A 26,612-nucleotide genomic window follows, 5' to 3' on the forward strand; every position below is an offset into this window, starting at 1 on the left:
TACAGGCTCGCTACCTACACACCGACCAGCGCCCCATATCAACGTGAAAATGATCGCGATGCGCCGCGTTGTACTCAGGCCCGAGCACCGTACTGAAGTTTTTGCAGGCGCCGTCACGTAACAGCCTCAGAAAACGCCCCTTGTCCCCTTCGTCGTTCCAGTCCTTGAGAACACCGATGCGCTGACCGTCTGCGAGGCGAAAACCTGCCATATCCAGTGCATTGGCGGTCGCGTGCTGACTGAGCCGGCCGTTGGCGCGATTGTAGATATTGCGGCAGGCAAAGCTGCCCAAGTGATCGATCCGCGCTACCCGCTGGCCGAAAACCGCTTGGGCAGCGGGCTGCAAGGTGTGGATATCGAACAGCGCATAGGCCACCGCCAATGGGCAACTGGCCAGGAAGCTGCTGCTCAGCACCACGTCGCCGCCCTGAATGCGCAGGGTATTTTCCAGAGGGCAGCGAGCAGAAGGTTCACTGTCGGCTTGACGACTGAAACGCAGCCCGGACGTACTCAGCACCTGGTCGCACAGCGCAGGGTCGTTCTGCAGTCGTGACAGCTTGTAAGACATCAGAAAGTTGGGCTCGGCCCGCACATCCAGCGGCGTCCAGGGGTTCCAGCGCGCAGGTACATCGACCCAGCCGCGCCAGACTGCGAACGCCCCCATTACACAGATCAGCAGGAATACCAGCAACACACGCATGCTCAGCCCAGGCCCCATACAACAGGGATGGATTTGACGAAAGGTTTGTAAATGGGTGGCAAATAGCGCAGTTGCGAATCCATAAGCGGGCTCTCCACAAGGTCGGGCTCTGTCAGCCCCCTCTGGAAGACCTCAGAGCAAGCCCAACTGTTCCACCTGAGGCCCACGATCCAGCTCAAACAATGCCGGCAAGCCAGGCAATCGCGCCATCAGTTGCTGGTGAAAGCGCATGGCCTGCTCGGCAGCCCTGACGTTGTCCGGGGTGTGCAGGAAGACATAAGGCGTGCGCCCCTCTTCGATCCACACGGCGACCTTTTCCACCCACTGCACCAAAAACTGATCATTGGCCTCCAGGTCAGGACCGCCGATGAAACGGACCTGGGGAAACAGCGTCAGCGCAGCCGGACGAGGCGGCACCTTGGGCTTTTTCGATTGCGCGTGCAGGACTGCGGGATCGCTCGATACACAGCTGAACAATGCCCGGGGGTCGAGACAGATGCGCTCGACGCCTCGATCCAGCAGCAGGCGGTTGAGCATGCGTTCTTCGTCACCTTTCATGAAAAAGGCCATGTTGCGCACTTCCACAGCCAAAGGCACATTGAGTTCATCGAGGAACCCGACCAACTCGGCAAGGCGCTGCGGTGTGAAGCTGGCGGGCAACTGAAGCCAGAATGGCGCAATCCGCTCACCCAACGGCGCGAGCAGACGGATGAATTCCTCGGCGGCACCCACCTGATCACGCAGGTCGCCGTTGTGGCTGATGTCTTTGTGAAATTTCGCAGTGAAACGAAAATCGGCAGGCATTATTTCCGCCCAGCGTTGCACCGTTGTGGCAGCGGGACGGGCATAGAATGTGGTGTTGCCTTCGACAGCGTTGAATACCTGAGTGTAGAGATTCAGGAAATCATTGGGGCGGGCGTCTTCCGGGTACAACGAGTCTCGCCAGGCGTTTTCACTCCATGACGGACAACCGAGGTAGTAAGGCAGGCGAGACACAGTCAAACGTGAAGATCGAGCCCCGATACTTCAAGGTCCCAATCGACAAAGCTGGCGGTGGTCAGGTAGCTGGCCAGTGCGTGAGCGACACGAGAGCTCATGGAGCGCGGGAAAATGATGTCTTGCGGACGCGCAGGTACATTGGCAGTGCTGCCAATCGGTGAATCACCCGCATCGCGACGAGCCTGCGCCGGAGGCGGCGGCAACTCGGCATCAACTACGACTTCCTCGAAAGAGCCTTCAACGGTCGAAGGCGTTTTCTGCGGCTTGCGCTTGATGGGGTAAGAGCGTGATGAGGTTCCGTCTATGCGCATCGATTATATACTCGGCGTCGATAGTGGCAATTTAGCGTTACTGCCTTGTAGTTCGCAAATTGCTTAACGATAACTAGACCACACATATTGCAAATTGTTTTCGCCAAATGAGATTAAAGACCATTCAGACGATAAACGGTAGATGGCGAATTGATATTTTTCCAGCTATAGACGGAATAGCAAGACTTGGACAGGCACGACAGCAGAACACTGTGGCGTGCCTTGAAGCCAATCACATCAACGCGCTTTGGGTGTTGCAACCTTGTCGCGCAGGTAGACCGGCTGGGCGTCGTCTGCCGGCAGGGCTTCGCCACGCGCCCAGGCGAAGGACGCCAGCGTCAGCAAGTCCAGCGCATGGGGCAGCATGCCTGCGTCATGCCCGGCAAGACTGACCGGAATACGCTCGGCATAGCTCCAGCCGGTACCGGCACCAAACCATTGTCCACTAGTGTGCGCAGGCAGCGTCGCCAACTCGGGCACCATGACCGCCTCGTTGCCGAGCAGACGCATCTCCCCGGCTGTCTCGTGATAGCAACCCCAGTACACCTCATCCATGCGCGCATCAATGGCCGATGCCACCTGAGACACGCCATGCTCACGAAAGGCACGCTGGGCAAGCACGGCAAGATTGGAAACAGGCAATACCGGGCGCTCCAGCGCAAATGCCAGACCTTGCACGACGCCAATGGCAATGCGTACGCCGGTGAAAGCGCCAGGGCCGCGCCCGAACGCGATGGCATCCAGCGCCGACATCGCAATGCCCGCCTCGGCCATCAGGCTTTTGATCATGGGCAGCAGCCGCTGGGCATGCAGGCGCGGGATCACCTCGTAGTGGCTCAGCACTTTGCCATCGTGCAGCAAAGCGACCGAGCAGGCTTCAGTGGCGGTGTCCAGGGCCAGCAAGGTGGTCATCGGTGTTTCCGTCATGGTCAGGGTGAAAAAGTGCAGCAGTATAAATGACAAATGGCCCGCAAGCGGGCCATTTATTGTTCAGACTGAAAGTCTTACTTCAGGGCTTCCAGTACTTTTGCAGTGATCTCTTCAACCGAGCCGACGCCAGGAATATGGCTGCACTTGGGCTTGCCATCCTTCGCTTCCAGCTTGCTGTAGAACTCGACCAGCGGCTTGGTCTGGGCATGGTAGACCGACAGGCGATGGCGCACGGTCTCTTCGACGTCGTCCTTGCGCTGCAGCAGCGGTTCGCCAGTCACATCATCGATACACTCAACTTTCGGCGGGTTGAAGATGGTGTGATAGATGCGACCAGAGCCTTCGTGAACCCGGCGGCCCGACATGCGCTTGACGATTTCTTCGTCATCAACGGCGATTTCCAGCACGTGGTCGATTTCCAGACCTGCTTTCAACAGGGCTTCGGCCTGAGGAATGGTGCGCGGGAAGCCGTCGAACAGAACGCCGTTCGCACAATCCGGCTGGGCCAGACGATCCTTGATCAGACCAATGATCAGGTCATCGGAAACCAGACCACCCGAGTCCATGACGCTCTTGGCTTTCAGGCCAAGCTCGGTTTCAGCCTTGACTGCAGCGCGCAGCATGTCGCCTGTCGAAACCTGCGGGATGCCGAACTTTTCAGTGATGAATTTTGCCTGAGTACCTTTACCGGCCCCGGGAGCTCCTAGCAGAATCACGCGCATCGTCATGCTCCTCAAAATTTTTATAGTGAAATCAACGGATTCGCCTCGGGGGCCAATCTAAAAATAATCAGGCCAACAGGCCGAAAGGCTGATCAAGATACACAGCCGACCGAGGCCGCACAAGCCGCCAAAAGTCGCATTAACCGCGTGCGCACCGGCTTGCGCGCCCCGATTGTCGAGCGGCGTGATCTGTATCAACGTTTCCGGCAGGCCAACCTGCAAACCCGGTCTTGTCAATGCCGGGCCAAAACGGCCCGGCAATTAAAGTAACGCGCGTGTTCAACCAGTGTTACGCAGACCGGCAGCGATCCCGGCTACAGACACCAGCAGCGCCAGTTCCAGAGGGCTGTCCAGACTGGCTTCGCGACTGCGAGAGCGGGACAGCAGCTCGGCCTGGAGCAAATGCAACGGGTCGAGATAGGTGTTGCGCAGACTGATGAATTCCAGCGTTTCAGGGCTGTGTGCCAGTAGTTGCTTCTGCCCGGTCAGCCCCAGAACCACATTGCACGCCTGCGACAATAGGTCGCGTAAATGTGCGCCCAAATGTTGCAGCTCAGCACTGACCAGACGTTCGTCATAGAGTCGGGCAATGTCCGAATCGGCTTTGGCGAGGACCATTTCCAGCATGTCGATGCGGGTTCTGAAAAACGGCCACTGTTCGCGCATTTGCGCCAGAACCGTACCCTCACCACGCTCCAGAGCCTTGCTCAGTGCGGCTTCCCAACCCAACCAGGCGGGCAACATCAAACGCGTCTGCGTCCAGGCGAAAATCCACGGAATGGCGCGCAGGCTTTCCACGCCACCTTCGCGGCGCTTGGCCGGGCGACTGCCGAGTGGCAGGCGCCCTAGTTCCTGCTCGGGCGTTGCCTGACGGAAATACTCGACGAACTCAGGGTTCTCGCGCACTACCGCGCGATAGGCGCCGACCCCGTCAGCGGCCATCTGGTCCATCATCGTCCGCCAAGACGGTTGCGGAGGTGGTGGCGGCAGCAGGGTCGCTTCCAGCACCGCTGCCAGATAGAGATTGAGGTTCTGTTCGGCGATGTCCGGCAGGCCGAATTTGAAACGAATCATTTCCCCTTGCTCGGTGGTCCGGAAGCGCCCGGCTACCGAACCTGGCGGCTGCGACAGAATCGCCGCATGCGCGGGGCCGCCACCACGACCAACCGTACCGCCGCGACCATGAAACAGCAGCAGTTCGACCTGCTGTTCGCGACAGATCTCCACCAGCTTTTCCTGCGCGCGGTACTGGGCCCAGGCCGCCGCCGTAGTGCCCGCGTCCTTGGCCGAGTCGGAATAACCGATCATGACTTCCTGCGGGCCGTGCAGACGCGAACGATAGCCAGGCAAGCCGAGCAGCTTCTCGATCACCGGCCCGGCGTTGTCGAGGTCAGCCAGGGTCTCGAACAACGGCACCACACGCATCGGCCGTTGCAGCCCGGCTTCCTTGAGCAGCAACTGCACGGCCAGCACGTCGGATGCCGAACCTGCCATCGAAATGACGTAAGAGCCCAGCGACGCTGTCGGAGCTGCTGCCACTACCCTGCAGGTTGCCAGCACTTCTGCGGTGTCGGCTGCCGGTTTGAAGTAGCCTGGCAGCAACGGCCTGCGGTTGTTCAGTTCGCGCAACAGAAAGTCGATGCGGGTCTGCTCGTCCCACTCTTCGTAGCGACCCAACCCCAGATAATCGGTAATTTCAGTCATCGCCGCACAGTGGCGACTGGAGTCCTGGCGGACATCCAGACGCACCAGAAACAGGCCGAACGTGACGGCACGGCGCAGGCAATCCAGAAGCGGCCCGTCGGCAATCACGCCCATGCCGCACTCATGCAGCGACTGGAAGCACAGCAGCAGCGGGTCCAGCAGCTCGCGGTTGTCTCGCAGCACCGCTTCAGGCGCAGGCAAGGTCTCGCTCAATGAGGCATTGGCCCAATTGCGCGTCGCGCGCAGGCGCTCACGCAGACGCTTGAGTTCTGCCCGATAAGGCTCGGCACTGTCACCGACTCTGGCCCGCAAGGCGTCGCTGGCCTGTTGCATCGACAGCTCTGCGGCCAGGTTGTCCACATCACGCAGATACAGGTCAGCCGCCATCCAGCGCGCCAGCAACAACACTTCACGGGTAACTATGGCCGTGACGTTCGGGTTGCCGTCACGGTCTCCGCCCATCCAGGAGGCAAAGCGGATCGGCGCGGCTTCCAGCGGCAAATTCAGGCCGGTCGCTGCGTGCAGTGCATGGTCAGCCTTGCGCAGGTAGTTCGGAATGGCGTGCCAGAGGGAGTGCTCGATAACCGCAAAACCCCATTTGGCCTCATCAACCGGCGTGGGACGGATACGCCGTATCTCTTCGGTATGCCAGGCCTCGGCGATCAGACGCTGCAAGCGCGAGGTAATCTGTGCGCGCTCGGTGCTGTTGAGGTCGCGATGATCGAGCGCGGCCAACTGCGCAGCGATGGCGTCGTATTTCTGAATGAGCGTACGGCGTGCAACTTCGGTGGGGTGAGCCGTCAACACCAGCTCGATTTCCAGCTTGCTCAGTTGGCGCGCCAAGGCATCAGGCGTGTGACCTTCCGTTTTCAGGCGGTCAAGCAGCTCGGGCAACACCCGCGACTCAAAGGGCAGAGGCTGGGTATCGTCACGGCGATGCATGAGCTGATACTGCTCGGCAATATTGGCCAGGTTGAGAAACTGGTTGAACGCACGGGCCACAGGCAGGAGTTCGTCATCACCCAACCCGTCGACACTGGCGCTGAGTTGCTCGGCACCTTCTGCAGAACCGCGCCTGCCCGCCTTGGCGCCTTTGCGAATACGTTCGATCTTGTCGAGGAATTCAGCGCCTCGCTGCTCACGAATCGTGTTACCCAACAGCTCACCCAGCAGGTGAACGTCTTCGCGCAGACGCGCATCGATATCGGCCATCGTTCCTCTCCCGTTTTTTGTCTGGGCTCAGTTGCGTACCCGCAAAACAGCGCGGGCGTACGTGAATTCGAATCCGCATTGCCAACAGTGCACCAAAAGCCTGCAATTGGACAAATGGTTCAACAAAAAGCCGCGCCTCAACGCCTGATTAATCCTGCAGCGACGTCCGTTCACATGCCGATCAACATGCTGACCGCTTCCTGAAGCCCCCTGAAAATTCCTGACCACACAGTAGATATTTATCTGAACTATTCAAAAACAGTACAGGTCGGAGCCTTTAACCATTACAGGAAAGCCCGAAAGGCAGCAGGCGGTTGTACGACCTCATGCCCGGACTTGATGCAACAACTGTCATGGATAACCACGTTCGGAGTCAGACAATGGAGTTGATCACCATGAACACCTTAACTGCCAAAACCAAGTTCAAAGGCCTGCGCGGTCTCAAGCTGGCTGCGCTGGCGCTCGGTAGCACCTTTATCCTCGCCGGTTGCGCAGGTAACCCGCCATCCGAGCAATATGCAGTCTCGCAATCGGCCGTCAACAGCGCCGTCAGCGCTGGCGGTACCGAATTCGCAGCGGTGGAAATGAAGTCGGCTCAGGACAAGCTCAAAGAAGCTGATCTGGCCATGCAGGATCACAAGTACGACGAAGCTCGCCGCCTGGCTGAACAAGCCGAGTGGGACGCTCGTGTAGCAGAGCGCAAATCTCAGGCCGCCAAAGCTGCCAAGGCTGTGCAGGATGCTCGTCAGGGCGTCAACGAACTCCGTGAAGAAGGCCTGCGTCAGGTGCAGTGATTGCCCTGAACCCTTTCTGTTTTCATGAATTCGTAACTGATTAAAGGACGACCATATTATGCGTAAACAATTGATGATCCCTGCTCTGCTGGCCATGAGCGTTGCCTTGGCAGCCTGTGCAACCAAGCCTAACCCTAATCTGGAACAGGCCCGCAGCAACTTCACCGCGCTGCAGACCAACCCGGAAGCTACCAAAGTCGCGGCGCTTGAAACCAAAGACGCCAGCGAATGGCTGGCCAAGGCAGAACAGGCTTTCCGTAACGATGATGACGTCAAGAAAGTTGACCAACTGTCTTATCTGACCAACCAGCGCGTAGAGCTGGCCAAGCAGACCATCGCCCTGCGCACCTCCGAAGCTGCTCTGCAGAATGCTTCTGCCGACCGCGCCAAGGCACGCCTGGAAGCTCGTGATGCTCAGATCGCTGCGCTGAAGAACAGCCTGAACGCCAAGCAGACCGAACGCGGTACGCTGGTGACTTTCGGTGACGTGCTGTTCGACTACAACAAGGCCGATCTGAAGCCGACCGCTCAAGGCGACATCGGCAAGCTGGCTGCTTTCCTTCAGGAAAACCCTGATCGCAAAGTGATCGTTGAAGGCTACACCGACAGCACAGGTTCTGCTTCCTACAACCAGTCGCTGTCCGAGCGCCGCGCCAATTCTGTTCGCATGGCACTGGTACGTATGGGTGTAGATCCAGCACGCGTTGTGACCATGGGTTACGGCAAGGAATATCCGGTTGCTGACAACACCAGCAACTCGGGCCGTGCCATGAACCGTCGTGTGGAAGTCACCATCTCCAACGACAACCAGCCTGTTGCACCGCGCTCGTCGATGAAATAAGCGACTGAGCCGCTGCACTGAAGCCCCGCCTGCGCATACAGGCGGGGCTTTTTAATGCCGAAAATTTATCGCCGTGTTTATTGCTGTGGCGTCTGCTGGCCGATGCACCGCACCGCTTGCCTGTGGTCATCGATCAACACACCTGACAAGCCCTTTCGCGATGTGTCGAACAGCACCAGCACGCCATCAACGCATTGCGCCACCTCGACAGCTGGCGTCGCGGCGATCTTGTAGTCCTCGCCTGGCACGGTCTTGAGCAGAGTGAATTCGCCGAGCAGCAATGCATCCTCAGGCTTTGCGAAGTGCAGGTAGCCGTAAAACCACAGACAGCCGACGGTGCCGATGACTGCACCGACGGCGCTGAGAATCATGCCGTTGACGTTACGGTCGCGGCTCATGGCGCTGGCGGTGTAGCAGGGATCGGGTAGTTGGGCACTTGCGCAAGACGACGCAGGCCATTGAAATGCGTCGGGTCGTCCAGATAGCGCAGCATCACCTGACGCCAGAGAGGGTCTGCGAACGTCTGTACGTGCTCGCCACGGGTCAGTTGCAATACGCGCGGTGGAGGCGCGGCCTTGTACAGCTCGATACCGTTGGCGAGCGGCACCAGTGTGTCGTCCATGCTGTGAAAGATCAGCATCGGTGTGCCGGCCAATCGTGGCAGGCCGTTGACGGCACTGTCGGCCTCCGGGATCAGCCAGGACAAGGGCGTCTTCAATGGCCAGGTCAGCCACGACTTGCTCAGCGAGTTTCGCGCGACGCTGCGATAGCTGGCCGGCACGCTGTCCAATACCAACGCCTTGAGCCGCGAACGCTCCTGCGGGTGTTCTGACAAGTAGTGCACCGCCAGCGCTCCACCAATGCTTTGCCCCAGAACCACAAGGGGTTTGCCTTGCACTTGCGGTGCAGTGTTCAACCAGTCGAAAGCGGCCTGAACATCCTGATAGACCGCCGGCAGGCTCGGTTCGCCCTGCGACTCGCCATAGCCACGGTAATCCAGCATCAGCACCTGATAACCCTGCTCGGGTAACCACCAGACGCCACCAAGGTGCCAGGACAGATTGCCGCCGTTGCCATGCAGATGCAGCACCGTACCCTTGACCGGCACACCCTCTTTCGCGGGCAGCCACCAGCCATGCAGGCGTGTACCATCGGAGGCGGTGAGGTTCACGTCCTGATACTGTAAACGAGCCTTGTCTGGTGTGAACGGAACACCTTGCTCGGGATAGAACAACATCGAACTGCAGCCTGTGAGCGCGAGGACCAGGGTGAAGATGCCGAGCAGTTTCAAATGGGGTTTCCTTGTTGTTTTCATCGCCACATCACTGCCGTGCTGGCGCAGAGCAATGGCACGATAGTTACAAGATTATCGTTCCTCACGCTCCAGCGTGGGAATGCCGTTCTGGACGCTCTGCGTCCGATCCTGACTGTGCAGCGCGGCGCAGATTTGTGACGCCGAGCGTCACCCACTGCGTGCCAACGCGGAGCATTGGCACGATAGTCAGTTCGGCCTACAAAATATTCGAGTAGTCCGCTTCGATACGGTCCAGGCTCAGGTGGTTGAGGAAGTTGGAGAAGCACATCCAGGCCGACAGCGCGTTCATGTCACGGAACTGCTCAGGCAGGTATTTGGGTGCCACTACCAGTCCTTCATCTACCAGTTGGCGCAAGGTACGCATGTCTTCCAGCGTGGTCTTGCCGCAGAACAGCAGCGGCACCTGTTCAAGCTTGCCCTTGCGCACGGCCAACTGAATGTAGTTGTAGACCATGATGAAACCCTTCAGATAGGACAGGTCTTTAGTGAACGGCAAGCCGTTGGGCACCGAGCCGCGGAACACGCGACTGGCATTACCATAGCTCTCCGACATGCCGAAGCCCTGCTCGCGGTAGAACTCGAATACCTGCAGAAAATCAGCGCCCTGCTCGGCCATGTGAATGGCACGGGTGCGATTGGTCAGCTTGCGCAAACGGCTGGGGTAGGAGGCGAAGGCGATGACTTCCATGAGAATCGCCAGGCCTTCCTGAGTCACCGTCGATGAAGGCGGACCTTTGGAAAGGAACGTACAGATAGGCTGGTTTTGCCCGTTCAACGTGGTGCCGACGTGTACCAGCCCTTCGTGAACCTCCAGCGCACGGACGTCGCGCTCGTTGAACATGGCGTCGGTGCGGATCTTGATGTAGTCGGCCCCGGCAGCCGCATCAGCGACGATCCCGTCAGATTCGAAAACCCGGATGGTTTCCTCGGCTTCACCGAACACACGGTTCAAACGCGATTGCAGCAACGAAACAGCGTCCTTGGCCGTGAGGGTTTTCGGCTCGTCCTTGAGGTCACCACGCCCGGCGATGTTGTTCAGATAATCCGAGAGCATCAGGCCCAGATCGGCCAGCGTCGGGTCACCGGCGTGAAAGGCATCGGACGCAGCGCCATACAGTTCCTGCGAGATCAGCCCGAAGTCAGGCGTGCCACGCGCTTCGAGCATACGCACCACCATGCGGTACTCACGGCACATGCGGCGCATGATCTGCCCGACCGGGTTGAACTGCCCCAGTTGACGCGTGACATCCCGCTCGATGTTCTGAAACTCTTGTTTCAAGGCGACCGAATCGAAGCCCAGCGGGCGGTTTTCGTAATAGGCACGGTCCACGGCAGGAAGCGCCTTGCCCTTGGCGGCCAGAAACTCCTTGCGAACTGTCTCATCCCATTTAACTGCATCCAGAATGCGAATCGGCGTCTGTGCAACGACGATCCGATCCGATAACGCACGAATAGTCTGTTGATACTCGTCCACCGGTACTCCTTGGCTGGCTGTTTCGCTACTGCTCGGCGGCATGAGAACACGCCACCGCTGGAAAATATCGAAATTGGCAGGGTCGTCAAGCCGTCTGAACCGCCGACCCAGAGCACGTCGAACGAAGTATAGTCACCCTCGAACCGGCTGCGGCGTCCCCAAAACCAGACGCATCTGCCGGGTCAGAATACAGAGCATTTCTTCGTCCGCCTGACGCTGTGGGCCATGCAGCAGGCCTTGATACTCAATGCGCCGGATGAGCCCCGTCAACACCTGAGCATCCTGATAGGGCTGCAACGAGCCAATCACCTGAAAGAACTGACAACTGCCTTGCAGCAGAATTTCCTGATGGGCCATCACCAGCGGGGTCAGACGCGGGTTGATCAGCGCTTCGTGGTAGAACGCCTGCTCGGCGATCAGGTAGTCGCGTCGGGTCAGCAATTGATGCCGGATATGCTCCATCACCATACGCGCAATATCGTCAGCCAGCCGAAAACGGTCGGTCGGGCTGCCCGAACTGCGGCTCATCATCTCACGCAGAATACCTTCGGTGTTCTGCCAAAGCCGCGCCAGGTAATCGGCACTGCGCTGTACATACTGGGCAAAGGCATCGGTGAGCAGGTCATTGATGTCCTTGAAGTAATAGGTGGTTGCCGACAACGGTACGCTGGCCTCAGCGGCCACTGCGCGATGACGTACAGCGCGCACGCCGTCGCGCACCACAATACGCATGGCCGCATCGAGAATGACCTGTCTGCGTTGTTCACTGCCTTCGCGGGCCGCCTTGCGGCCTTGATACTTGACACTTTTGGCCACCGCGCTCGCTACCCCGGCGGCCCCTTCTCTGGCAATCGTCACGACAGCTTCCTTTTTGAATCGTCCTGAAAAATACCTAAAAAAAAGCCGCTCATTGAAGGCGGCTGTTTTTTCATTGATTACGCTTGCGGGCGCATGTGCGGGAACAGAATGACATCGCGGATCGAAGGCGAGTCGGTGAGCAGCATCACCAACCGATCGATGCCGATCCCCTCACCCGCAGTAGGTGGCATGCCGTATTCCAGCGCACGCACAAAGTCGGCGTCGTAGTGCATGGCTTCGTCGTCACCGGCATCCTTGTCGGCTACCTGAGCCTGGAAGCGTTCGGCCTGATCTTCGGCGTCGTTGAGCTCGGAATAGGCGTTGGCGATTTCACGGCCGCCGATGAACAACTCGAAACGGTCGGTTACGCTCGGGTTTTCGTCATTGCGACGAGCCAGCGGAGACACTTCGAACGGGTACTGAGTAATGAAGTGCGGCTGTTTCAGCTTGTGCTCGACCAGCTCTTCGAAAATCATCACCTGCAATTTGCCCAGGCCTTCGAAGCCGAGCACCTTGGCACCGGCCTTTTTGGCAATGGCACGAGCCTTGTCGACGTCCTGCAGATCGGCAGCGGTCAGATCCGGGTTGTACTTGAGGATCGAGTCGAACACCGAAAGGCGCACAAACGGTTCGCCGAAGTGGAACACCTTGTCGCCGTAAGGCACGTCGGTGGTGCCCAGAACCAGTTGAGCCAGTTCGCGGAACAGCTCCTCGGTCAGGTCCATGTTGTCTTCGTAATCGGCGTAGGCCTGGTAGAACTCGAGCATGGTGAACTCGGGGTTGTGCCGGGTCGAAACGCCCTCGTTACGGAAGTTGCGGTTGATCTCGAAGACTTTCTCGAAACCACCGACCACCAGACGCTTGAGGTACAGCTCCGGCGCAATGCGCAGGAACATTTCCATGTCCAGCGCGTTGTGATGGGTTTCGAACGGCTTGGCTGCCGCACCGCCGGGGATGGTCTGCAACATCGGCGTTTCGACTTCAAGGAAGTCACGCTTCATCAGGAAGCTGCGGATGTGAGCGATAACCTGCGAGCGCACGCGGAAGGTCTCACGCACGTCTTCGTTGACGATCAGGTCGACGTAACGCTGGCGATAGCGCTGCTCGGTGTCGGTCAGGCCATGGTGCTTGTCGGGCAGCGGACGCAGCGACTTGGTCAGCAGGCGAACGGTGGTCATCTCGACGTACAGGTCGCCCTTGCCGGAGCGTGCCAGGGTGCCTTCGGCAGCAATGATGTCGCCCAGGTCCCAGGTTTTCACCTCGGCCAGGGTTTCTTCAGCCAGGGTCTTGCGGTTGACATAGACCTGGATACGCCCGGTCATGTCCTGGATCACCATGAAAGAGCCACGGTTGAGCATGATGCGACCGGCGACCTTGACCGGAATCGCTGCCTCTGCCAGTTCTTCCTTGGTCTTGTCGACGTACTGTTTCTGCAAGTCGTTGCAGTAGCTGTCGCGGCGGAAGTCGTTGGGGAAGGCCTGACCCTTGGCACGGCCTGCAGCAAGCTTTTCCTTGCGCAGGGCGATCAGGGTGTTTTCTTCCTGTTGCAGGGCTTGCGGGTCGAGTTGTTGGTCGCTCATGTCTTTAAATATTCCATCACAGGTTCGCCCTCGTCTTGCGACGAGGGACTTGAGGTGTCGGCTGACGGTTTACAGCCCTTGCTTGAGGCTCGCGATCAGGTATTCGTCGATATCGCCATCAAGCACCTTGTCGCAGTCGCTGCGTTCGATGTTGGTCCGCAGGTCCTTGATACGCGAGGCGTCCAGTACATAGGAACGAATCTGATGACCCCAACCGATATCGGACTTGGTGTCTTCGAGCGCCTGGGACGCTGCATTGCGCTTCTGCACTTCCTGCTCATACAAACGGGCCCGCAGCATTTTCATGGCGGTGTCCTTGTTCGCATGCTGGGAACGTTCGTTCTGGCAACTGACCACGGTGTTGGTCGGAACGTGGGTGATACGTACCGCCGAGTCTGTGGTGTTTACGTGCTGACCACCGGCCCCGGAGGAGCGGTAGGTATCGATGCGCAGGTCCGACGGGTTGATGTCGATTTCGATGTTGTCATCGATTTCCGGCGAAACGAACACGGCCGAGAACGAGGTGTGGCGACGGTTGCCGGAGTCGAACGGGCTCTTGCGCACCAGACGGTGAACGCCGATCTCGGTACGCAGCCAGCCAAAGGCGTATTCACCCTTGATGTGCACGGTAGCGCCCTTGATGCCAGCGACTTCACCGGCAGACAGCTCCATGATGGTGGCGTCGAAACCGCGCTTGTCAGCCCAACGCAGGTACATGCGCAGCAGAATGTTGGCCCAGTCCTGCGCTTCGGTGCCGCCGGAACCGGCCTGAATATCCAGGTAGGCGTTGTTGGGGTCCATCTCGCCACTGAACATGCGACGGAATTCGAGCTTTTCCAGCGATTCGCGCAGGCGCTCGACTTCGGCAGCGACGTCATCGACGGCGGCCTGGTCTTCTTCTTCGGCAGACATCAGCAACAGGTCTTTGGCATCGGCCAGACCCGAGGACATTTCGTCCAGGGTTTCTACGATCTGCGCCAGCAGGGAGCGCTCACGCCCCAGTTCCTGGGCGTAGGTCGGGTTGTTCCAGACGTTTGGATCTTCGAGCTCGCGGTTGACTTCGGTCAGACGATCATGTTTGTGATCGTAGTCAAAGATACCCCCGAATGGTTTCGGAGCGCTCGGACAAATCCTTGATGCTGTTTAGGATCGGGTTGATTTCCATGGTAGGCAGCACTCGCAGGCGAAATTTTCAAAGCCGACGAGTATACCCCAGGCAAGACCACGAAAGCAGCCCGTCGAGCAGGCGTTGTGAGGCCTATTTTACCGGTCACTGGCGGCGTCAGCCTGCCGCAACCTGATTGCGTCCGTTGTTCTTGGCCAGATAAAGCCCCTTATCGGCATCCAGAATCAGCTGACGGCTGTGCATCCCGACCTGCGGCGTCACGGTAGCGACGCCAATACTCACGGTAAGGCTGGAACCCGGCGTTGGAGCGATATGCGGGATATTCATGCCTGACACGCTCTGGCGCAGTTTTTCAGCCAGCAGACGCGCCCCGCCCGGAGAGGTATTGGGCAGGACCATGGCAAACTCCTCGCCGCCGTAGCGCGCGGGCAAGTCGGACGGGCGACTGCAACTGTTGCGGATGGCTTTCGCCACTTGACGCAGGGCCTCGTCGCCCTCCAGGTGCCCGAAGTTGTCGTTGTAAGCCTTGAAGTAGTCGACATCGATCATCAGCAGCGACAACTGCGCCTGATCGCGAATGGCACGTCGCCACTCCAGCTCCAGATACTCATCGAAATGGCGGCGATTGGACAGCCCCGTCAGGCCGTCGGAGTTCATAAGGCGTTGCAGCACCAGGTTGGTGTCAAGCAACTGTTGCTGGCTGACCCGCAGGGCACGATAGGCCTCGTCACGCTGCAACAGTGTCATATAGGAGCGCGAGTGGTAGCGAATGCGCGCCACCAGTTCGATGTTGTCCGGCAGTTTGACCAGATAATCGTTGGCCCCGGCCGAGAACGCGGCGCTCTTGATCAGCGGGTCTTCCTTGGTGGACAACACGATGATCGGGATATCGCGGGTCAACGGATTGCTGCGGTACTCGCGAACCAGCGTCAGACCGTCCAGGCCCGGCATGACCAGATCCTGAAGAATCACGGTCGGTTTGATCTGCACGGCCTGGGCAATTGCCTGATGCGGGTCGGCGCAAAAGTGGAAGTCGATCGATTCGTGGCCAGCCAGCCCACGCCGGACAGCCTCGCCAATCATGGCCTGATCATCAACCAGAAGCACCATGGCGGTGTTCTCATCCGGGGTCTTGATCTCATCCGTCTGCAGGTCATGCATAGTGTTTCTCCTGATCGCCGACCACAGGTGAATGCACCTGAGCAGTCATTGAGTAAATACCTCGACCAAGCGAGGGGCAATGGCGGGCAGCGGACGTATCTCAACAGCAGCATCAATGGCTGCAGCCGCTTTGGGCATGCCATACACAGCAGAACTGGCCTGATCCTGGGCGATGGTCAGAAAACCTCGCTCCCGCATTGCCTTGAGTCCCTGCGCACCATCGCGCCCCATGCCGGTCAGTAGAACGCCGACTGCCTCACCACTCCAATAACGGGTTACGCTCTCGAAAAACACATTGATCGAGGGCCTGTAAACTTCATTCACAGGCTCTGCGGTATACGCCAGCGTACCGTCCTTGAGCAAACGAATATGATGATTGGTTCCGGCCAGCAGCACCACCCCTGGCTGCGGCGTTTCGCCTTCCTTTGCCAACCGCACGGGCAGGCCGGAAGCGGAACTCAACCACTCCGCCATACCGGCCGCGAATACCTGATCAACATGCTGCACAAGGACGATCGCTGCCGGAAAGCTCACCGGAAGCCCCTTAAGGAGGATCTCCAGCGCCGCGGGCCCGCCCGCCGAGGAGCCGATGGCAACGAGCCTGTCGCGCCTCGCCGGCTCCGATCTCGGCGCAGCCACCACATGCTCGCGGCCGACACGCTGACCGATCAGCCAGTCAATATTGAGTATCTTGCGCAGCAGGGGCGCCGCCGCCTCTTTGGGGTTAGGACCGCCGATGGCAGGCGTATCCACCACATCCAGCGCACCATGCCCCATCGCTTCGAATACGCGGCGCATGTTCTGCTCGCGGTCGACGGTTACGATGACAATAGCGCAGGGTGTTTCGGCCATGATCCGACGCGTGGCCTCTACGCCATCCATCACCGGCATTATCAGGTCCATCAGGATCAGGTCCGGGGTCTGCTCGACGCAGCGCTGCACGGCATCGGCACCATTGGACGCCACCCATATGATCTGGTGCGCGGGCTCGAAGGCCAGCGCGCGACGCAGGGCTTCGATGGCCATGGGCATGTCGTTGACGATGGCAATCTTCATCCTTGCGCGTCTCCTATCAATTCGACAACAGCGTCGAGCAAGGCATCATCGTGGAAACTGGCTTTGGCCAGGTAGTAATCCGCTCCGGCGTCCAGGCCGCGGCGTCGGTCTTCTTCACGATCCTTGTAGGAAACAACCATGACCGGCAATGACTGCAAACGGGTATCACGGCGCAGCAACGTCACCAGTTCTATACCGTCCATGCGCGGCATGTCGATGTCGGTGATGAGCAGGTCGAAGTCCCCGGCACGCAGGGCATTCCAGCCGTCCATCCCGTCCACGGCAACCGATACTTCGTAACCGCGACCGACCAGCAGCTTGCGTTCCAGCTCGCGAACAGTCAAAGAGTCATCGACCACGAGAACCCGTTTGCGCGATACATGGTCGACCTGACGGTTGCGCCGGTCAATACGCTCCAGGCGTCCGGTATTCAGGAGTTTTTCCACCGAGCGCAGCATGTCTTCTACATCAACGATCAACACCACCGAACCGTCATCGAGCAAGGCCCCCGCCGAAACATCCTGAACCTTGCCCAGCCGCGCATCGAGCGGCATCACCACCAGCGTACGCTCACCGATGAAGCGTTCGACGGCTACGCCATAAACTGCATCACGCTCGCGAATAACCACAACCTTGAGCGCTTCGCCGGCATTCTGGGCGGGCGGCCGATTCAATAACTGACTGGCCGAGACCAGACCGACATGGCGCTCTTCATCCCAGAAGTGCTGACGCCCTTCCAGTTGCAAAATATCATCCGGCTGCAAGTCGCGCATGCGCTCGATATGGGCCAGAGGGAAGGCATAGGCTTCTCCGCCCACTTCCACCACCAGGCTACGCACTACTGAAAGCGTCAGCGGCATTTCAATCCTGAAACGACTGCCCTCGCCCGTCCACTGCTGCAGCTCAACACTGCCGTGCATCTGGCGAACCATATGCTGCACAGCATCAAGCCCGACACCACGACCGGAAATTTGCGTGACCTTGTCGCGCATGCTGAAACCCGGCAGAAACAGAAAACTCAGCAGTTCCTCCTCGCTCAACTGCGCGGCGGTTTCTGCTGGCGAAAGCTTGCGTTCAACAATGCTCTGGCGCAAACGCTCCAGGTCTACGCCGCCACCGTCGTCACTCAACTCAACGACCAGCAAACCAGCCTGATGCGATGCCTGCAGACGAATCAGACCTTCAGGGTCCTTGCCCGACGCCGCGCGTTTTTCGGGCGACTCGATGCCGTGGTCCACCGCGTTGCGCAACAGATGGGTCAGCGGCGCATCAAGCTTTTCCAGTACATCGCGGTCGACCTGGGTCTTCTCCCCTTCGATCTGCAGACGTACCTGTTTACCCAACTCACGCCCCAGATCGCGGACCATGCGCGCCTGACCGTTCAGCACATCGGCGAAGGGCCGCATGCGGCAGGCCAGTGCGGTGTCATACAGCAGCTGCGCGCGCTGCGCCGACTGCCAGCCAAACTCATCCAGCTCTGCGGTTTGCTGGACCAGCACCTGTTGCGCCTGGGACAACAGGTTGCGTGCATCTTCCAGGGCTTTTTGCACATCAGCCGGGGGGCCTTCTTCGCCAAAGCTCGCACCCAGCACTTCAAGCGCGCAGTCGCTGCTGCTTTGCAAGCGTTTGAGGCGCTGCATACCGGCCAACAGCGGCTTGAGTCGCTGGGTCTCGACCAGCGATTTGCTGGACATGTCCAATAGCCCGTTCAAACGCTCGGCAGTGACCCGCAAAACACGCTCGCCGCCCTCGGCCACTCGACGTTCACGCAAGGGGGTAAAAGGTGCTTCCGGTTCCGGAGCCGGAGCCGGCTTGGCGGCGGACCTGGATGGCGGACGCGGCTCTGCTGTCAGTGGATCAGGGACAGGGTTGATTACTGGCTCAGCCCCTTGGGCTGAAGACTCAAGCTGCTGCATCGCGCTGGCCAGCAATGCGTCCGAGGCCGGGTCAGGCAGCGGCGTATTGACCGTGCGCGCTGCGCCAGCACCGGAGGCCAGCAGCGCGTTGAGCCTTTCAACATAACTGTCGATATCGGGCTGACCGACGCTATTACCGCCTGGCGTAGCGATACGCATCAACAGGTCAGTGCCGGACAGCAGCGCATCAATGTGCTCGGCCTGCAGCAATAGACGTCCTTCTTGCGCGCTGACCAGACAGTCTTCCATCACATGCGCAACGCTCACACCAAAATCGACGCCGACAATGCGCGCCGCGCCCTTGAGCGAATGTGCCGCCCGCATGCAGGCTTCCAGCTGATCCGCCTGGGTCGGGTTACGCTCAAGCGCCAGCAGGCCCGCACTCAATACTTGGGTCTGCGCATCGGCTTCCAGCGTGAACAGTTCAAACAGTGAGGCGTCACGCATTTGATCTGGCGTCATGTAAGGCTCCGGTGCACCGCCGACAATAACTCTTCTTCGTCCAGCCAACGCAGGCTGCGGCCCTTCCATTGCAGAACGCCGCGAGTGAAACGGGCGTTGGCATGAGTACCGGACGCAGAAGCGGCTTCCAGCTCACGCTCGTCAATGGCGTGAATGCCGTCCACCTCGTCCACCGGTACCACGACCGGGCCGCCTTCAGCGGCAACGATCAACATGCGCGGAACCACCCGCGCCGACTGGTCACTCGCTGCATTGCTGTCCAGCCCTAGCAGCTCGACCAGCGATATGCACGCTACCAGAGCACCTCGTACGTTGGCGACACCCAGCATCGCACGCGAGCGCTGGTGCGGCAGCGAATGGATGGTCTGGCTGGGGGCGACCTCCGAGAGGCATCGGGAAGCCAGCCCCAGCCACTCTTCGCCAAGACGAAATACCAGGATGGAGCGGGTCTGTATGTCGCGCAGCAACACAGAGCCCTGAAACTGCTCATGCGATTCCTGGGCCAGTGCGTAGCGGTCCAGCAGACGAGTGGCCGCCGCAGAATAAACCGCGCAGTTGCGACAGTGGATGTGCTCTTCAAGCAACGGGCAGGAACGATCACCGTGAATACCGATGCGGTTCCAGCAGTCATCGATATCCAGGGCTTGGTCATGGGTAAGACTGGAAAAACCGGACACACCCGTCATCAATGGTTTCCTTGTTTATTCGCGCCACGTGCAGCGCGGTCCTGCAAGCGCCGGGCCCCGGCACTGTCGCCCTGGGCGGCCAGCAACGCAGCCAGTTGGGCCAGCGATTCAGAGTGCTGCGGTTGCAGGTACAACGCCTTGCGATAGAAACCCTGAGCCTGCGCCACGCTGCCTTCTACTTCGCTGAGCAGGCCCAGCCAGTAAAACACCTGTGCAACCGGCTCATGCTGTTGCAGATAGCGCTCGCAGGCAGCCCGCGCCTCGGCACTTTTGCCTTCGTTGGCCAGGCCGGCAATCCTGTCGAGCAGCGCCGAAACCTCGCTATTGCCAGTGACAGCAACCGGCTTGACGATGGGCGCAAACGCTGCGGACGTTCGTGCGACAGGTCGTGGCGCAGGCGCTCTGGCAGGTGCATCGGGGGCCGGGCGCGGGGCAACCGGGGCGGCTACCGGAGCCGGGGTCCAAGCCGGAGCCGGAGCCGTCGGTTCGATTGGCGCATGCCGGAAGGCAAATGATTGCGCAATACCGATCGAGCGCATGCCAAGACCTGCCAGCAGGTTGCCCTCCGCCGGCCCGATGAACAGCAGGCCGTCTTCCCGGGTCAGTTGCTTGAGGACCTTGAACACATGTTGCTGGGTCTGCCGATCAAAATAGATCACCAGATTGCGGCAGAAAACGATGTCATAGGCGACCTGCGAAGCCAGTTTCGGATCGAGCAGGTTGCCAGCCTGAAAACTCACACAGGCGCGCACACTGTCGGCGATTTCAAACCCGTCAGCGACCGGGTTGAAATACCGCTCGCGAAAACCGGTGTCGCTGCCCCGGAATGAGTTCTTGCCATAGATGCCGTGCTCGGCCTTGGCAATCGAAACAGGGCTGATATCAATGGCATCGACCTTGAACTGCCTGGCATCGACTCCCGCATCGAATAACGCCATGGCAATCGAATAGGGTTCCTCGCCGGTCGAGCACGGCAGGCTGACAATACGCAACGGGCGCACACCGGCAAGGCTCGCTATACGTTCACGGGCCAGCATGCCCAGTGTGACGAACGATTCCGGGTAGCGAAAAAACCAGGTTTCGGGAACGATCACCGCCTCGATCAGCGCCTGCTGTTCTTGAGGCGATGACACCAGAAGATGCCAGTACGCATCACTGTCGGGGCAATGGGCGGCCGTCGCACGCTGACGCAAGGCACGCTCGATGATCGCCTCGCCGACCGAGGTCACATCCAGCCCGATACGCTCCTTGAGAAAGCTGAAGAAGCGTGAATCGTCGACCTTCATGGCGCGTCCTCAAGCAGTTCAAGGTCGATTGGCGGCACCGGGTACAACAACTCGCGAACCGGCTCGCTCAACAGTTCCTGAACGTGAATCCATTGCAGCAGCCCCTGCTCATCCTCGCGAACCGGCCCCAGGTAAGGTGACAGGCGATTGTCCAGCCCGTACGCCTTGAACTGTGACACCGGGCAACGCAGCGTTTCGGTGGCCTGCTCCAGAATCAGCCCGAGTAATTGCGCCGGGTGCGCGTCGTCGTGCCGATAATGCACCAGAACCATGCGGGTGCTGGTGCGCGAGCGCGCTGGCTGACCGGAGTTCAGCGCACTGATGTCAATCACCGGCACGATCTCGCCGCGATGGGCAAAGATCCCCGCCACCCAGTGCGGAGCCTGGGCAATTGCCTTGAGTTTCACGCGAGGCAGGATCTCGGCAATCTCTGTCGCGTCCAGTGCATAGCGGTCTTCGCCGATGCAAAACAGCAGAAAGAGTTTGCTGGTGGTCAGTGGCGTGCCGTTGCGCCTCGGCGATTGATCCGTCATTGGAGTGTTCAGACCTTGAATCGCGAAACGCCACCGCGCAGCCCGACCGCGACCTGACTCAACTCGTCGATGGCGAAACTGGCTTGACGCAGAGATTCGACAGTCTGGCTGCTGGCATCCGCCAGTTGCACCAGCGCCTGATTGATCTGCTCGGCACCGGTAGCCTGAGCCTGCATACCTTCATTGACCATCAGCACACGGGGCGCCAACGCCTGTACCTGCTGAATGATCTGCGACAACTGCTCGCCGACCTGAGTGACCTCGAACATGCCACGGCGCACTTCTTCGGAAAACTTGTCCATGCCCATAACGCCTGCGGAAACCGCCGACTGGATTTCCCGCACCATTTGTTCAATGTCATAGGTGGCGACAGCGGTCTGGTCGGCGAGGCGCCGCACTTCGGTGGCGACCACCGCGAAACCACGGCCGTACTCACCCGCCTTCTCGGCCTCGATGGCTGCGTTAAGCGACAGCAGGTTGGTCTGGTCGGCCACCTTGACGATGGTAACGACGACCTGATTGATGTTGCCGGCCTTCTCGTTGAGGATCGCCAGCTTGGCGTTGACCAGGTTGGCAGCGCCCATTACCTGATGCATGGTGTCTTCCATGCGTGCCAGCCCCTGTTGGCCGGAACCGGCGAGAATCGACGCCTGATCTGCTGCGGAGGTGACTTCGGTCATGGTTCGCACCAGGTCGCGGGAGGTGGCAGCAATTTCCCGCGAGGTTGCGCCGATCTCGGTGGTGGTTGCCGCGGTCTCGGTAGCGGTGGCCTGCTGCTGACGGGAAGTCGCAGCGATTTCAGTGACAGAAGTCGTTACCTGCACCGAAGAACGCTGGGCCTGCGCAACCAGCGCAGTCAGCTCGTTCATCATGTCGTTGAAGCCGGTTTCGACCGCATTGAACTCGTCCTTGCGGGACAGGTTCAGGCGGGTGCTCAGATCTCCGGTACGCATGATGTCCAGAATCCGCACGATCAGTTGCATCGGTGCCATGATCGAACGCATCAGCAGCAGCCCGCAGGCCGCAGCCGCCAGCACTGCCACCAGCAGCGACAGGATCATGCTGATCTTGGCAGCCAGCACGGCATTGACGATATTGGCGGTAGCCTGATCAGCCAACTGCTTGTTGGCGACAATCAGGTCGTTGAGCTGCTTGCGGCCCGTGAGCCAGACCGGGTTGACCTCGCCATAGAACTCGGCGCGCGCACCGGCATAATCGCCGCGATCATACTTGGCGTGGACCTCGGCAAGCATGCGCGAGTAGGCCTCGCGGCGTTTTTCAAAAAGCGCAAAACTGTCGCGGTCTGCGTTATCGAAAATGGACTTTTTGTAGCCGTCCATCTGCGCCTGCAGGTTCTCGTCAAAAGCCTGAAACTGGTCTTTTTCCTGCTTGGTCATCGCACGCGCTTCGCCTTCGGCAATCAGCTCCAGCGTACGGATATAACTTTCCCCCCACGCGCTACGCACCAGAGTGCTGTAGTAGACGCCAGGCAGCGCATCGAGACGGACCTCTTCCTCACTGGACTCGATGGACAACAGCCGTGAATAAGATACAACGACCATCAGCAGCATGATTGCGATGATGACGGCGAAACTCGCCAGAATCCGTTGGCGCAAAGTCCAGTTCTTCACAGTCAGCCCTCAAGAGTTCAACGACGGCATCGGGCCGTGTTCAAGAAGCGGACCGACGAGCGGTCCAAGCGGCGTGAGTATAGCCCAGCCGTCAACGGGTACACGGGGAATGAAAAACCAAATCATCGCACCTGCTCATTAACCCGCTTTCCTGCCTTCTTGTCGGCACTTGCCACCACTACTTGAACACAACACGTCAGGAACCTGTGCAGCCGATAAATAGTTAGCACTTGCCGGCCTGACCTCAAACGTAAGCTTTGTCGCCTGCTCACTCACGACAAGGCACTTCAATGCTGGACCAAACTTCGCCGGGCAAGGCACCTGCCGCCCCGCATGTGCAACTTATAAAAGATAAATCACCCCGATGGCTGCTTGACGCAGAACCGTCAACCCATGCAACTCTGCGCAAAACCTCCGGACGCCCCTTGCAATGGCTGACGAGCGCGCGCACGTCCAGCCTGGAGCAAGTCGATAAACTTCAGCAGCTCTATGCCGAGCATCGCCAGAATGAACAAAAGGTTCGTCCGACGCTTGATCGCCTCTCGACACTGGAAGACTTCGCGACCCCTCTTCTGACGGCGGCGATCAAGGACCGCTTCGGTCTGGACGTCGACGTCGCCCGGACCTGGCTGTTTCACGCCAGCCGGGCCAAGGTCGACCAGTCGTTCCTGGCGGCATCCCGAGACCCCATAACTCAAGCCAACATTGCCTTGAGGGCCGCCTGTCAGAGCCTGCTCAAGGCTGCGCTGCAGAATTTCGAAAAGTGGGAAACCGCGCCTGGCGCGATGGATTCGGACTCGGGCATAGAGGCTCAGGTGTTTTCCGCCTTTGAAATCATCGGTCAACAGATCGCCGGCCAGTCCTTGCCGATATCTGCGACCGGGTTCGCAGCGATGTGCCGCGAGCTGGACCTGGGCGGTAAATACCAGACCCACCTGGAGTCCGTCTTCAATGCACCTTCGACACCCGAAGAAACGGCGGACGCTGCGGCATCCAGGCTGCGCAAGGACTTCCTGAAACTTCAGTCATCGTCCATCCGGCTTCAACTGCAGATTGCCTCCCTGCAGGAACTTGTCAGCCCGCCATTGCAGGGCGCGTTACTGGATATTCTCGACGGCAAGCAAAACGTCCGACTTGATAACAGGCCGGTCAACTGCAGCGTGCTGTGCCTGGGGGATGTCGAACTTGACGGCCCGTTCGTTATTGGCAAAGACCGCGACATGGCAACTCAGGCAGAAAAAATTGTCGTCTACATTCCAGACGATCCGGTTGCGCCATTGAAGGAATACGACTCGGTCGAGGCGTTTATAAACTCGTTGCGCGACCGGATGTTCATCGATGGATATCTGAATTTTTTCATGCGTTTCATACCGGCGCGCCATCTAAGTGCCTTGTTTGAAAAGCTGTCCGAGCGTCTGCACCCCAAAGTCAAGAAAGGGGGGTTCTTCGAGCGCCAGTGGCTGGAACGTGAAGCGGACCGAAACGCCCGGCTGGACCTGAGAGAGACTCCTCTGCAAGGCCCCTTGCCGGAGGCCCTGTACGATCGCAAACGTGCAGCCTTGAAGGACAATGCGCTGTTTCATGGCGTGCCGACGGCGGCGCAGGACCAGAAAACTGTCGACGAGCGTGTGCAGTACTTTAAGGACAAAGCCTTCGACGTCTTGAACATCGCCGCTTTTGTCGTTCCGGTATTGGGCGAAGTGATGATGGCCGTCACAGCCATTCAGTTGGCCCATGAAGTCTATGAGGGCATAGAAAGCTGGGCCAAGGACGAAAAACAGCAGGCGCTCGCCTACCTGTTCGACGTGGTGGAGAATATTGCCCTGATGTCGGCCCTTGGCGCTGCGGCGACGGGCTCAGCAGGCATACCTGCGATACAAGTGCCCGAGTTCGTAAACGGCCTCAAACCCGTGGAATTACCGAGTGGAATGACTCGTCTCTGGAAACCGGACCTGACACCCTTTAGCCATGACATCGTGCTGCCAAAGGGTCTGCTGCCCAACGCCACAGGCCTGTATACATGGCAAGGCAAGCAGTGGCTGCCACTTGAAGGACGCACCTATTCGGTGATCCCTGCCCCGACCGGCGATGGTTATTTGATGGAGCACCCGAGCCGTCCGGACAGCTACCAGCCCGCCTTGCGCCACAACGGTGCTGGGGCCTGGTTGCATGAGCTTGATCGCCTGCTGGAGATGGAAGGCCTGACGCTGTTCCGACGGCTGGGATATTCCAGCGAAGCGTTCCCCGACAGCGCAGCCAGACGCATCATAAAAGTCAGCAACACACCTGAATCCGTGATGCGCCAGGCACTGGCCGAGCAGCGCCGCCCATGGACCTGCCACCCGAACTCGCAGCGATGGACTGGACGGAGCAGCATGATTCGGACTCATCAATATCAGACTACGAGTCAGAAGACAGTCGGGAATCGACTCCAGAGCCAGTGACTGCCGACCCCTGGCTGGATGACAGCAGCCCGCTCAGCGCCACGCGGCGTGCGCTCTGGGAGCAACTGGAGATCAGCGACCACAACCGAAGGCTATTGGACCTGATCGGTTCGCTGCGCCACAGTGCCGACTATCGCAATACCGCCAGCCGGGCAGCACTGCAGGAACGCGTCTGGCGAGTACTCGGCGCGGTCAGTCAGGACCCTCAACTGGGAACGACCCTGAGTGCTATCGCCGAAGAACTACTCAGGCTGTTCCGTGACAACAACACCTGCCCGGACGGCATCCTGCTGGAGTTCAACCAGATGGAGGTGATGGTGTTCATTCGTCAGTCACTGCACGATGTTGTGCCGGAGCAGCGAGGTGCATTGCTGTACAGGCTGACAACCCGGCTTTATCGCCTGTCCGAACTGGATGCTGCTGCCCGAGAGCAGACCGGGGGCCGCGATGAAGCTGAAGTTCGTCTGGCGTATCGCATACACTGGGCAAGCGCGCTGGACCTGCCCGTACCACCGGAAGGCATGTTGTATCAGGCCCACGCCGCCATCAGGCCGGGTGAGTTCGAGACAGCCCTGCTTCGCGTGCAGTCCGGAGAACAAGGCGAACCATTCCTGCGCTTCGCCGAGCAGCAGGATTACTGGATCAACTATCTGCGCGAAACCCATGCTGGACGGTTCGATGAACTCGAACATCTTTACAGGACTGACCTGACCCGGCTCACCGACGAATTCGAACAGCGCAACATCAGCCTGGACAATCCGGAATACGAAAGACGCATTCGGGAATTCGAAGCCAGCTTCAAGGCACAGCAAAAAGTGCTGATAAGGGAGCTGACCAACGCCGAGGGGCTGGAGCATCATTGATGGCATGG

Annotated in this window: 23 protein-coding genes; 4 read left to right on the forward strand and 19 right to left on the reverse strand. The window is 59.3% G+C overall.

Features of this window, described 5'->3' with window-relative positions:
• Nucleotides 1–10 precede the first annotated feature (10 nt).
• The 6 genes from FFH21_RS20585 to ppc form a co-directional block, all read right to left on the reverse strand.
• A complete protein-coding gene (locus FFH21_RS20585; RefSeq protein WP_004657976.1) occupies nt 11–700 on the reverse strand; it encodes an extensin family protein in 690 nt (229 codons plus the stop codon).
• A gap of 132 nt (nt 701–832) precedes the next feature.
• Complete coding sequence (locus FFH21_RS20590; RefSeq protein WP_011169309.1) at nt 833–1,696, reverse strand: DUF72 domain-containing protein; 864 nt, start codon at nt 1,694–1,696, stop codon at nt 833–835.
• Nucleotides 1,697–1,698: 2 nt separating this feature from the next.
• Complete coding sequence (locus tag FFH21_RS20595; protein ID WP_002554750.1) at nt 1,699–2,010, reverse strand: hypothetical protein; 312 nt, start codon at nt 2,008–2,010, stop codon at nt 1,699–1,701.
• A 237-nt stretch (nt 2,011–2,247) separates the two neighbouring features.
• Nucleotides 2,248–2,922 carry a tRNA (adenosine(37)-N6)-threonylcarbamoyltransferase complex dimerization subunit type 1 TsaB gene (gene tsaB / locus FFH21_RS20600; protein WP_004666036.1) on the reverse strand — a complete coding sequence of 225 codons (675 nt, stop codon included), beginning with the start codon at nt 2,920–2,922 and terminating at the stop codon, nt 2,248–2,250.
• Between the two features lie 92 nt (nt 2,923–3,014).
• The gene (gene adk, locus FFH21_RS20605) at nt 3,015–3,662 is read right to left on the reverse strand and encodes an adenylate kinase (RefSeq protein ID WP_011169310.1); all 648 of its coding nucleotides are present in this window, start codon (nt 3,660–3,662) and stop codon (nt 3,015–3,017) included.
• Between the two features lie 279 nt (nt 3,663–3,941).
• Complete coding sequence (ppc, locus tag FFH21_RS20610; RefSeq protein WP_011169312.1) at nt 3,942–6,578, reverse strand: phosphoenolpyruvate carboxylase; 2,637 nt, start codon at nt 6,576–6,578, stop codon at nt 3,942–3,944.
• Between the two features lie 380 nt (nt 6,579–6,958).
• On the opposite strand from ppc, the gene FFH21_RS20615 reads away from it, so the two are divergent.
• A complete protein-coding gene (locus FFH21_RS20615) occupies nt 6,959–7,372 on the forward strand; it encodes a DUF4398 domain-containing protein (protein ID WP_004657980.1) in 414 nt (137 codons plus the stop codon).
• Between the two features lie 58 nt (nt 7,373–7,430).
• Complete coding sequence (locus FFH21_RS20620; protein ID WP_002554755.1) at nt 7,431–8,213, forward strand: OmpA family protein; 783 nt, start codon at nt 7,431–7,433, stop codon at nt 8,211–8,213.
• 77 nt (nt 8,214–8,290) lie between these two features.
• On the opposite strand, the gene FFH21_RS20625 is transcribed toward FFH21_RS20620, so the two are convergent.
• The 13 genes from FFH21_RS20625 to FFH21_RS20695 form a co-directional block, all read right to left on the reverse strand.
• Entirely contained in the window at nt 8,291–8,611 is a 321-nt protein-coding gene (locus tag FFH21_RS20625) for a hypothetical protein (RefSeq protein ID WP_002554756.1), read from the reverse strand.
• Complete coding sequence (locus FFH21_RS20630; protein WP_004666040.1) at nt 8,608–9,504, reverse strand: alpha/beta hydrolase; 897 nt, start codon at nt 9,502–9,504, stop codon at nt 8,608–8,610. Before FFH21_RS20630 ends, FFH21_RS20625 begins: the two co-directional genes overlap by 4 nt.
• Nucleotides 9,505–9,724: 220 nt before the next feature.
• Nucleotides 9,725–11,044: a flavohemoglobin expression-modulating QEGLA motif protein gene (locus tag FFH21_RS20645; protein WP_011169315.1), complete on the reverse strand. Its 1,320-nt coding sequence runs from the start codon at nt 11,042–11,044 to the stop codon at nt 9,725–9,727.
• 90 nt (nt 11,045–11,134) lie between these two features.
• Nucleotides 11,135–11,860 (reverse strand): TetR/AcrR family transcriptional regulator, encoded by a 726-nt coding sequence (locus FFH21_RS20650; RefSeq protein WP_005743405.1) that lies wholly within the window; start codon nt 11,858–11,860, stop codon nt 11,135–11,137.
• A gap of 77 nt (nt 11,861–11,937) precedes the next feature.
• Nucleotides 11,938–13,440: a lysine--tRNA ligase gene (gene lysS, locus FFH21_RS20655; RefSeq protein WP_011169316.1), complete on the reverse strand. Its 1,503-nt coding sequence runs from the start codon at nt 13,438–13,440 to the stop codon at nt 11,938–11,940.
• A 69-nt stretch (nt 13,441–13,509) separates the two neighbouring features.
• A protein-coding gene (gene prfB, locus FFH21_RS20660; RefSeq protein WP_099259081.1) for a peptide chain release factor 2 occupies nt 13,510–14,605 on the reverse strand; the annotation gives its coding sequence in 2 pieces (ribosomal slippage) (nt 13,510–14,532 and nt 14,534–14,605; 1,095 coding nt in all).
• 117 nt (nt 14,606–14,722) lie between these two features.
• Nucleotides 14,723–15,727: a PleD family two-component system response regulator gene (locus FFH21_RS20665; protein ID WP_002554762.1), complete on the reverse strand. Its 1,005-nt coding sequence runs from the start codon at nt 15,725–15,727 to the stop codon at nt 14,723–14,725.
• Between the two features lie 45 nt (nt 15,728–15,772).
• Complete coding sequence (locus FFH21_RS20670) at nt 15,773–16,783, reverse strand: chemotaxis response regulator protein-glutamate methylesterase (RefSeq protein ID WP_011169318.1); 1,011 nt, start codon at nt 16,781–16,783, stop codon at nt 15,773–15,775.
• A complete protein-coding gene (locus tag FFH21_RS20675; RefSeq protein ID WP_011169319.1) occupies nt 16,780–19,161 on the reverse strand; it encodes a hybrid sensor histidine kinase/response regulator in 2,382 nt (793 codons plus the stop codon). The genes FFH21_RS20670 and FFH21_RS20675 overlap by 4 nt, the downstream gene beginning before the upstream one ends.
• Nucleotides 19,158–19,847, reverse strand: coding sequence for a chemotaxis protein CheW (locus tag FFH21_RS20680; protein ID WP_002554765.1), 690 nt, complete (start codon nt 19,845–19,847; stop codon nt 19,158–19,160). Before FFH21_RS20680 ends, FFH21_RS20675 begins: the two co-directional genes overlap by 4 nt.
• Nucleotides 19,847–21,133 (reverse strand): protein-glutamate O-methyltransferase CheR, encoded by a 1,287-nt coding sequence (locus FFH21_RS20685; protein ID WP_011169320.1) that lies wholly within the window; start codon nt 21,131–21,133, stop codon nt 19,847–19,849. The genes FFH21_RS20680 and FFH21_RS20685 overlap by 1 nt, the downstream gene beginning before the upstream one ends.
• Entirely contained in the window at nt 21,130–21,666 is a 537-nt protein-coding gene (locus FFH21_RS20690) for a chemotaxis protein CheW (RefSeq protein ID WP_004657989.1), read from the reverse strand. The genes FFH21_RS20685 and FFH21_RS20690 overlap by 4 nt, the downstream gene beginning before the upstream one ends.
• 8 nt (nt 21,667–21,674) lie before the next feature.
• Complete coding sequence (locus FFH21_RS20695; protein WP_011169321.1) at nt 21,675–23,297, reverse strand: methyl-accepting chemotaxis protein; 1,623 nt, start codon at nt 23,295–23,297, stop codon at nt 21,675–21,677.
• 290 nt (nt 23,298–23,587) lie between these two features.
• Between FFH21_RS20695 and FFH21_RS20700 the strand changes: the two genes are divergently transcribed.
• Nucleotides 23,588–25,741 carry a dermonecrotic toxin domain-containing protein gene (locus tag FFH21_RS20700; protein WP_050772273.1) on the forward strand — a complete coding sequence of 718 codons (2,154 nt, stop codon included), beginning with the start codon at nt 23,588–23,590 and terminating at the stop codon, nt 25,739–25,741.
• Complete coding sequence (locus tag FFH21_RS31155) at nt 25,738–26,604, forward strand: NEL-type E3 ubiquitin ligase domain-containing protein (protein ID WP_050772274.1); 867 nt, start codon at nt 25,738–25,740, stop codon at nt 26,602–26,604. The genes FFH21_RS20700 and FFH21_RS31155 overlap by 4 nt, the downstream gene beginning before the upstream one ends.
• The last annotated feature ends 8 nt before the right edge of the window (nt 26,605–26,612 follow it).

The sequence above is a fragment of the Pseudomonas sp. KBS0707 genome, from assembly GCF_005937945.2.
GTDB classification, from domain to species: domain Bacteria; phylum Pseudomonadota; class Gammaproteobacteria; order Pseudomonadales; family Pseudomonadaceae; genus Aquipseudomonas; species Aquipseudomonas amygdali.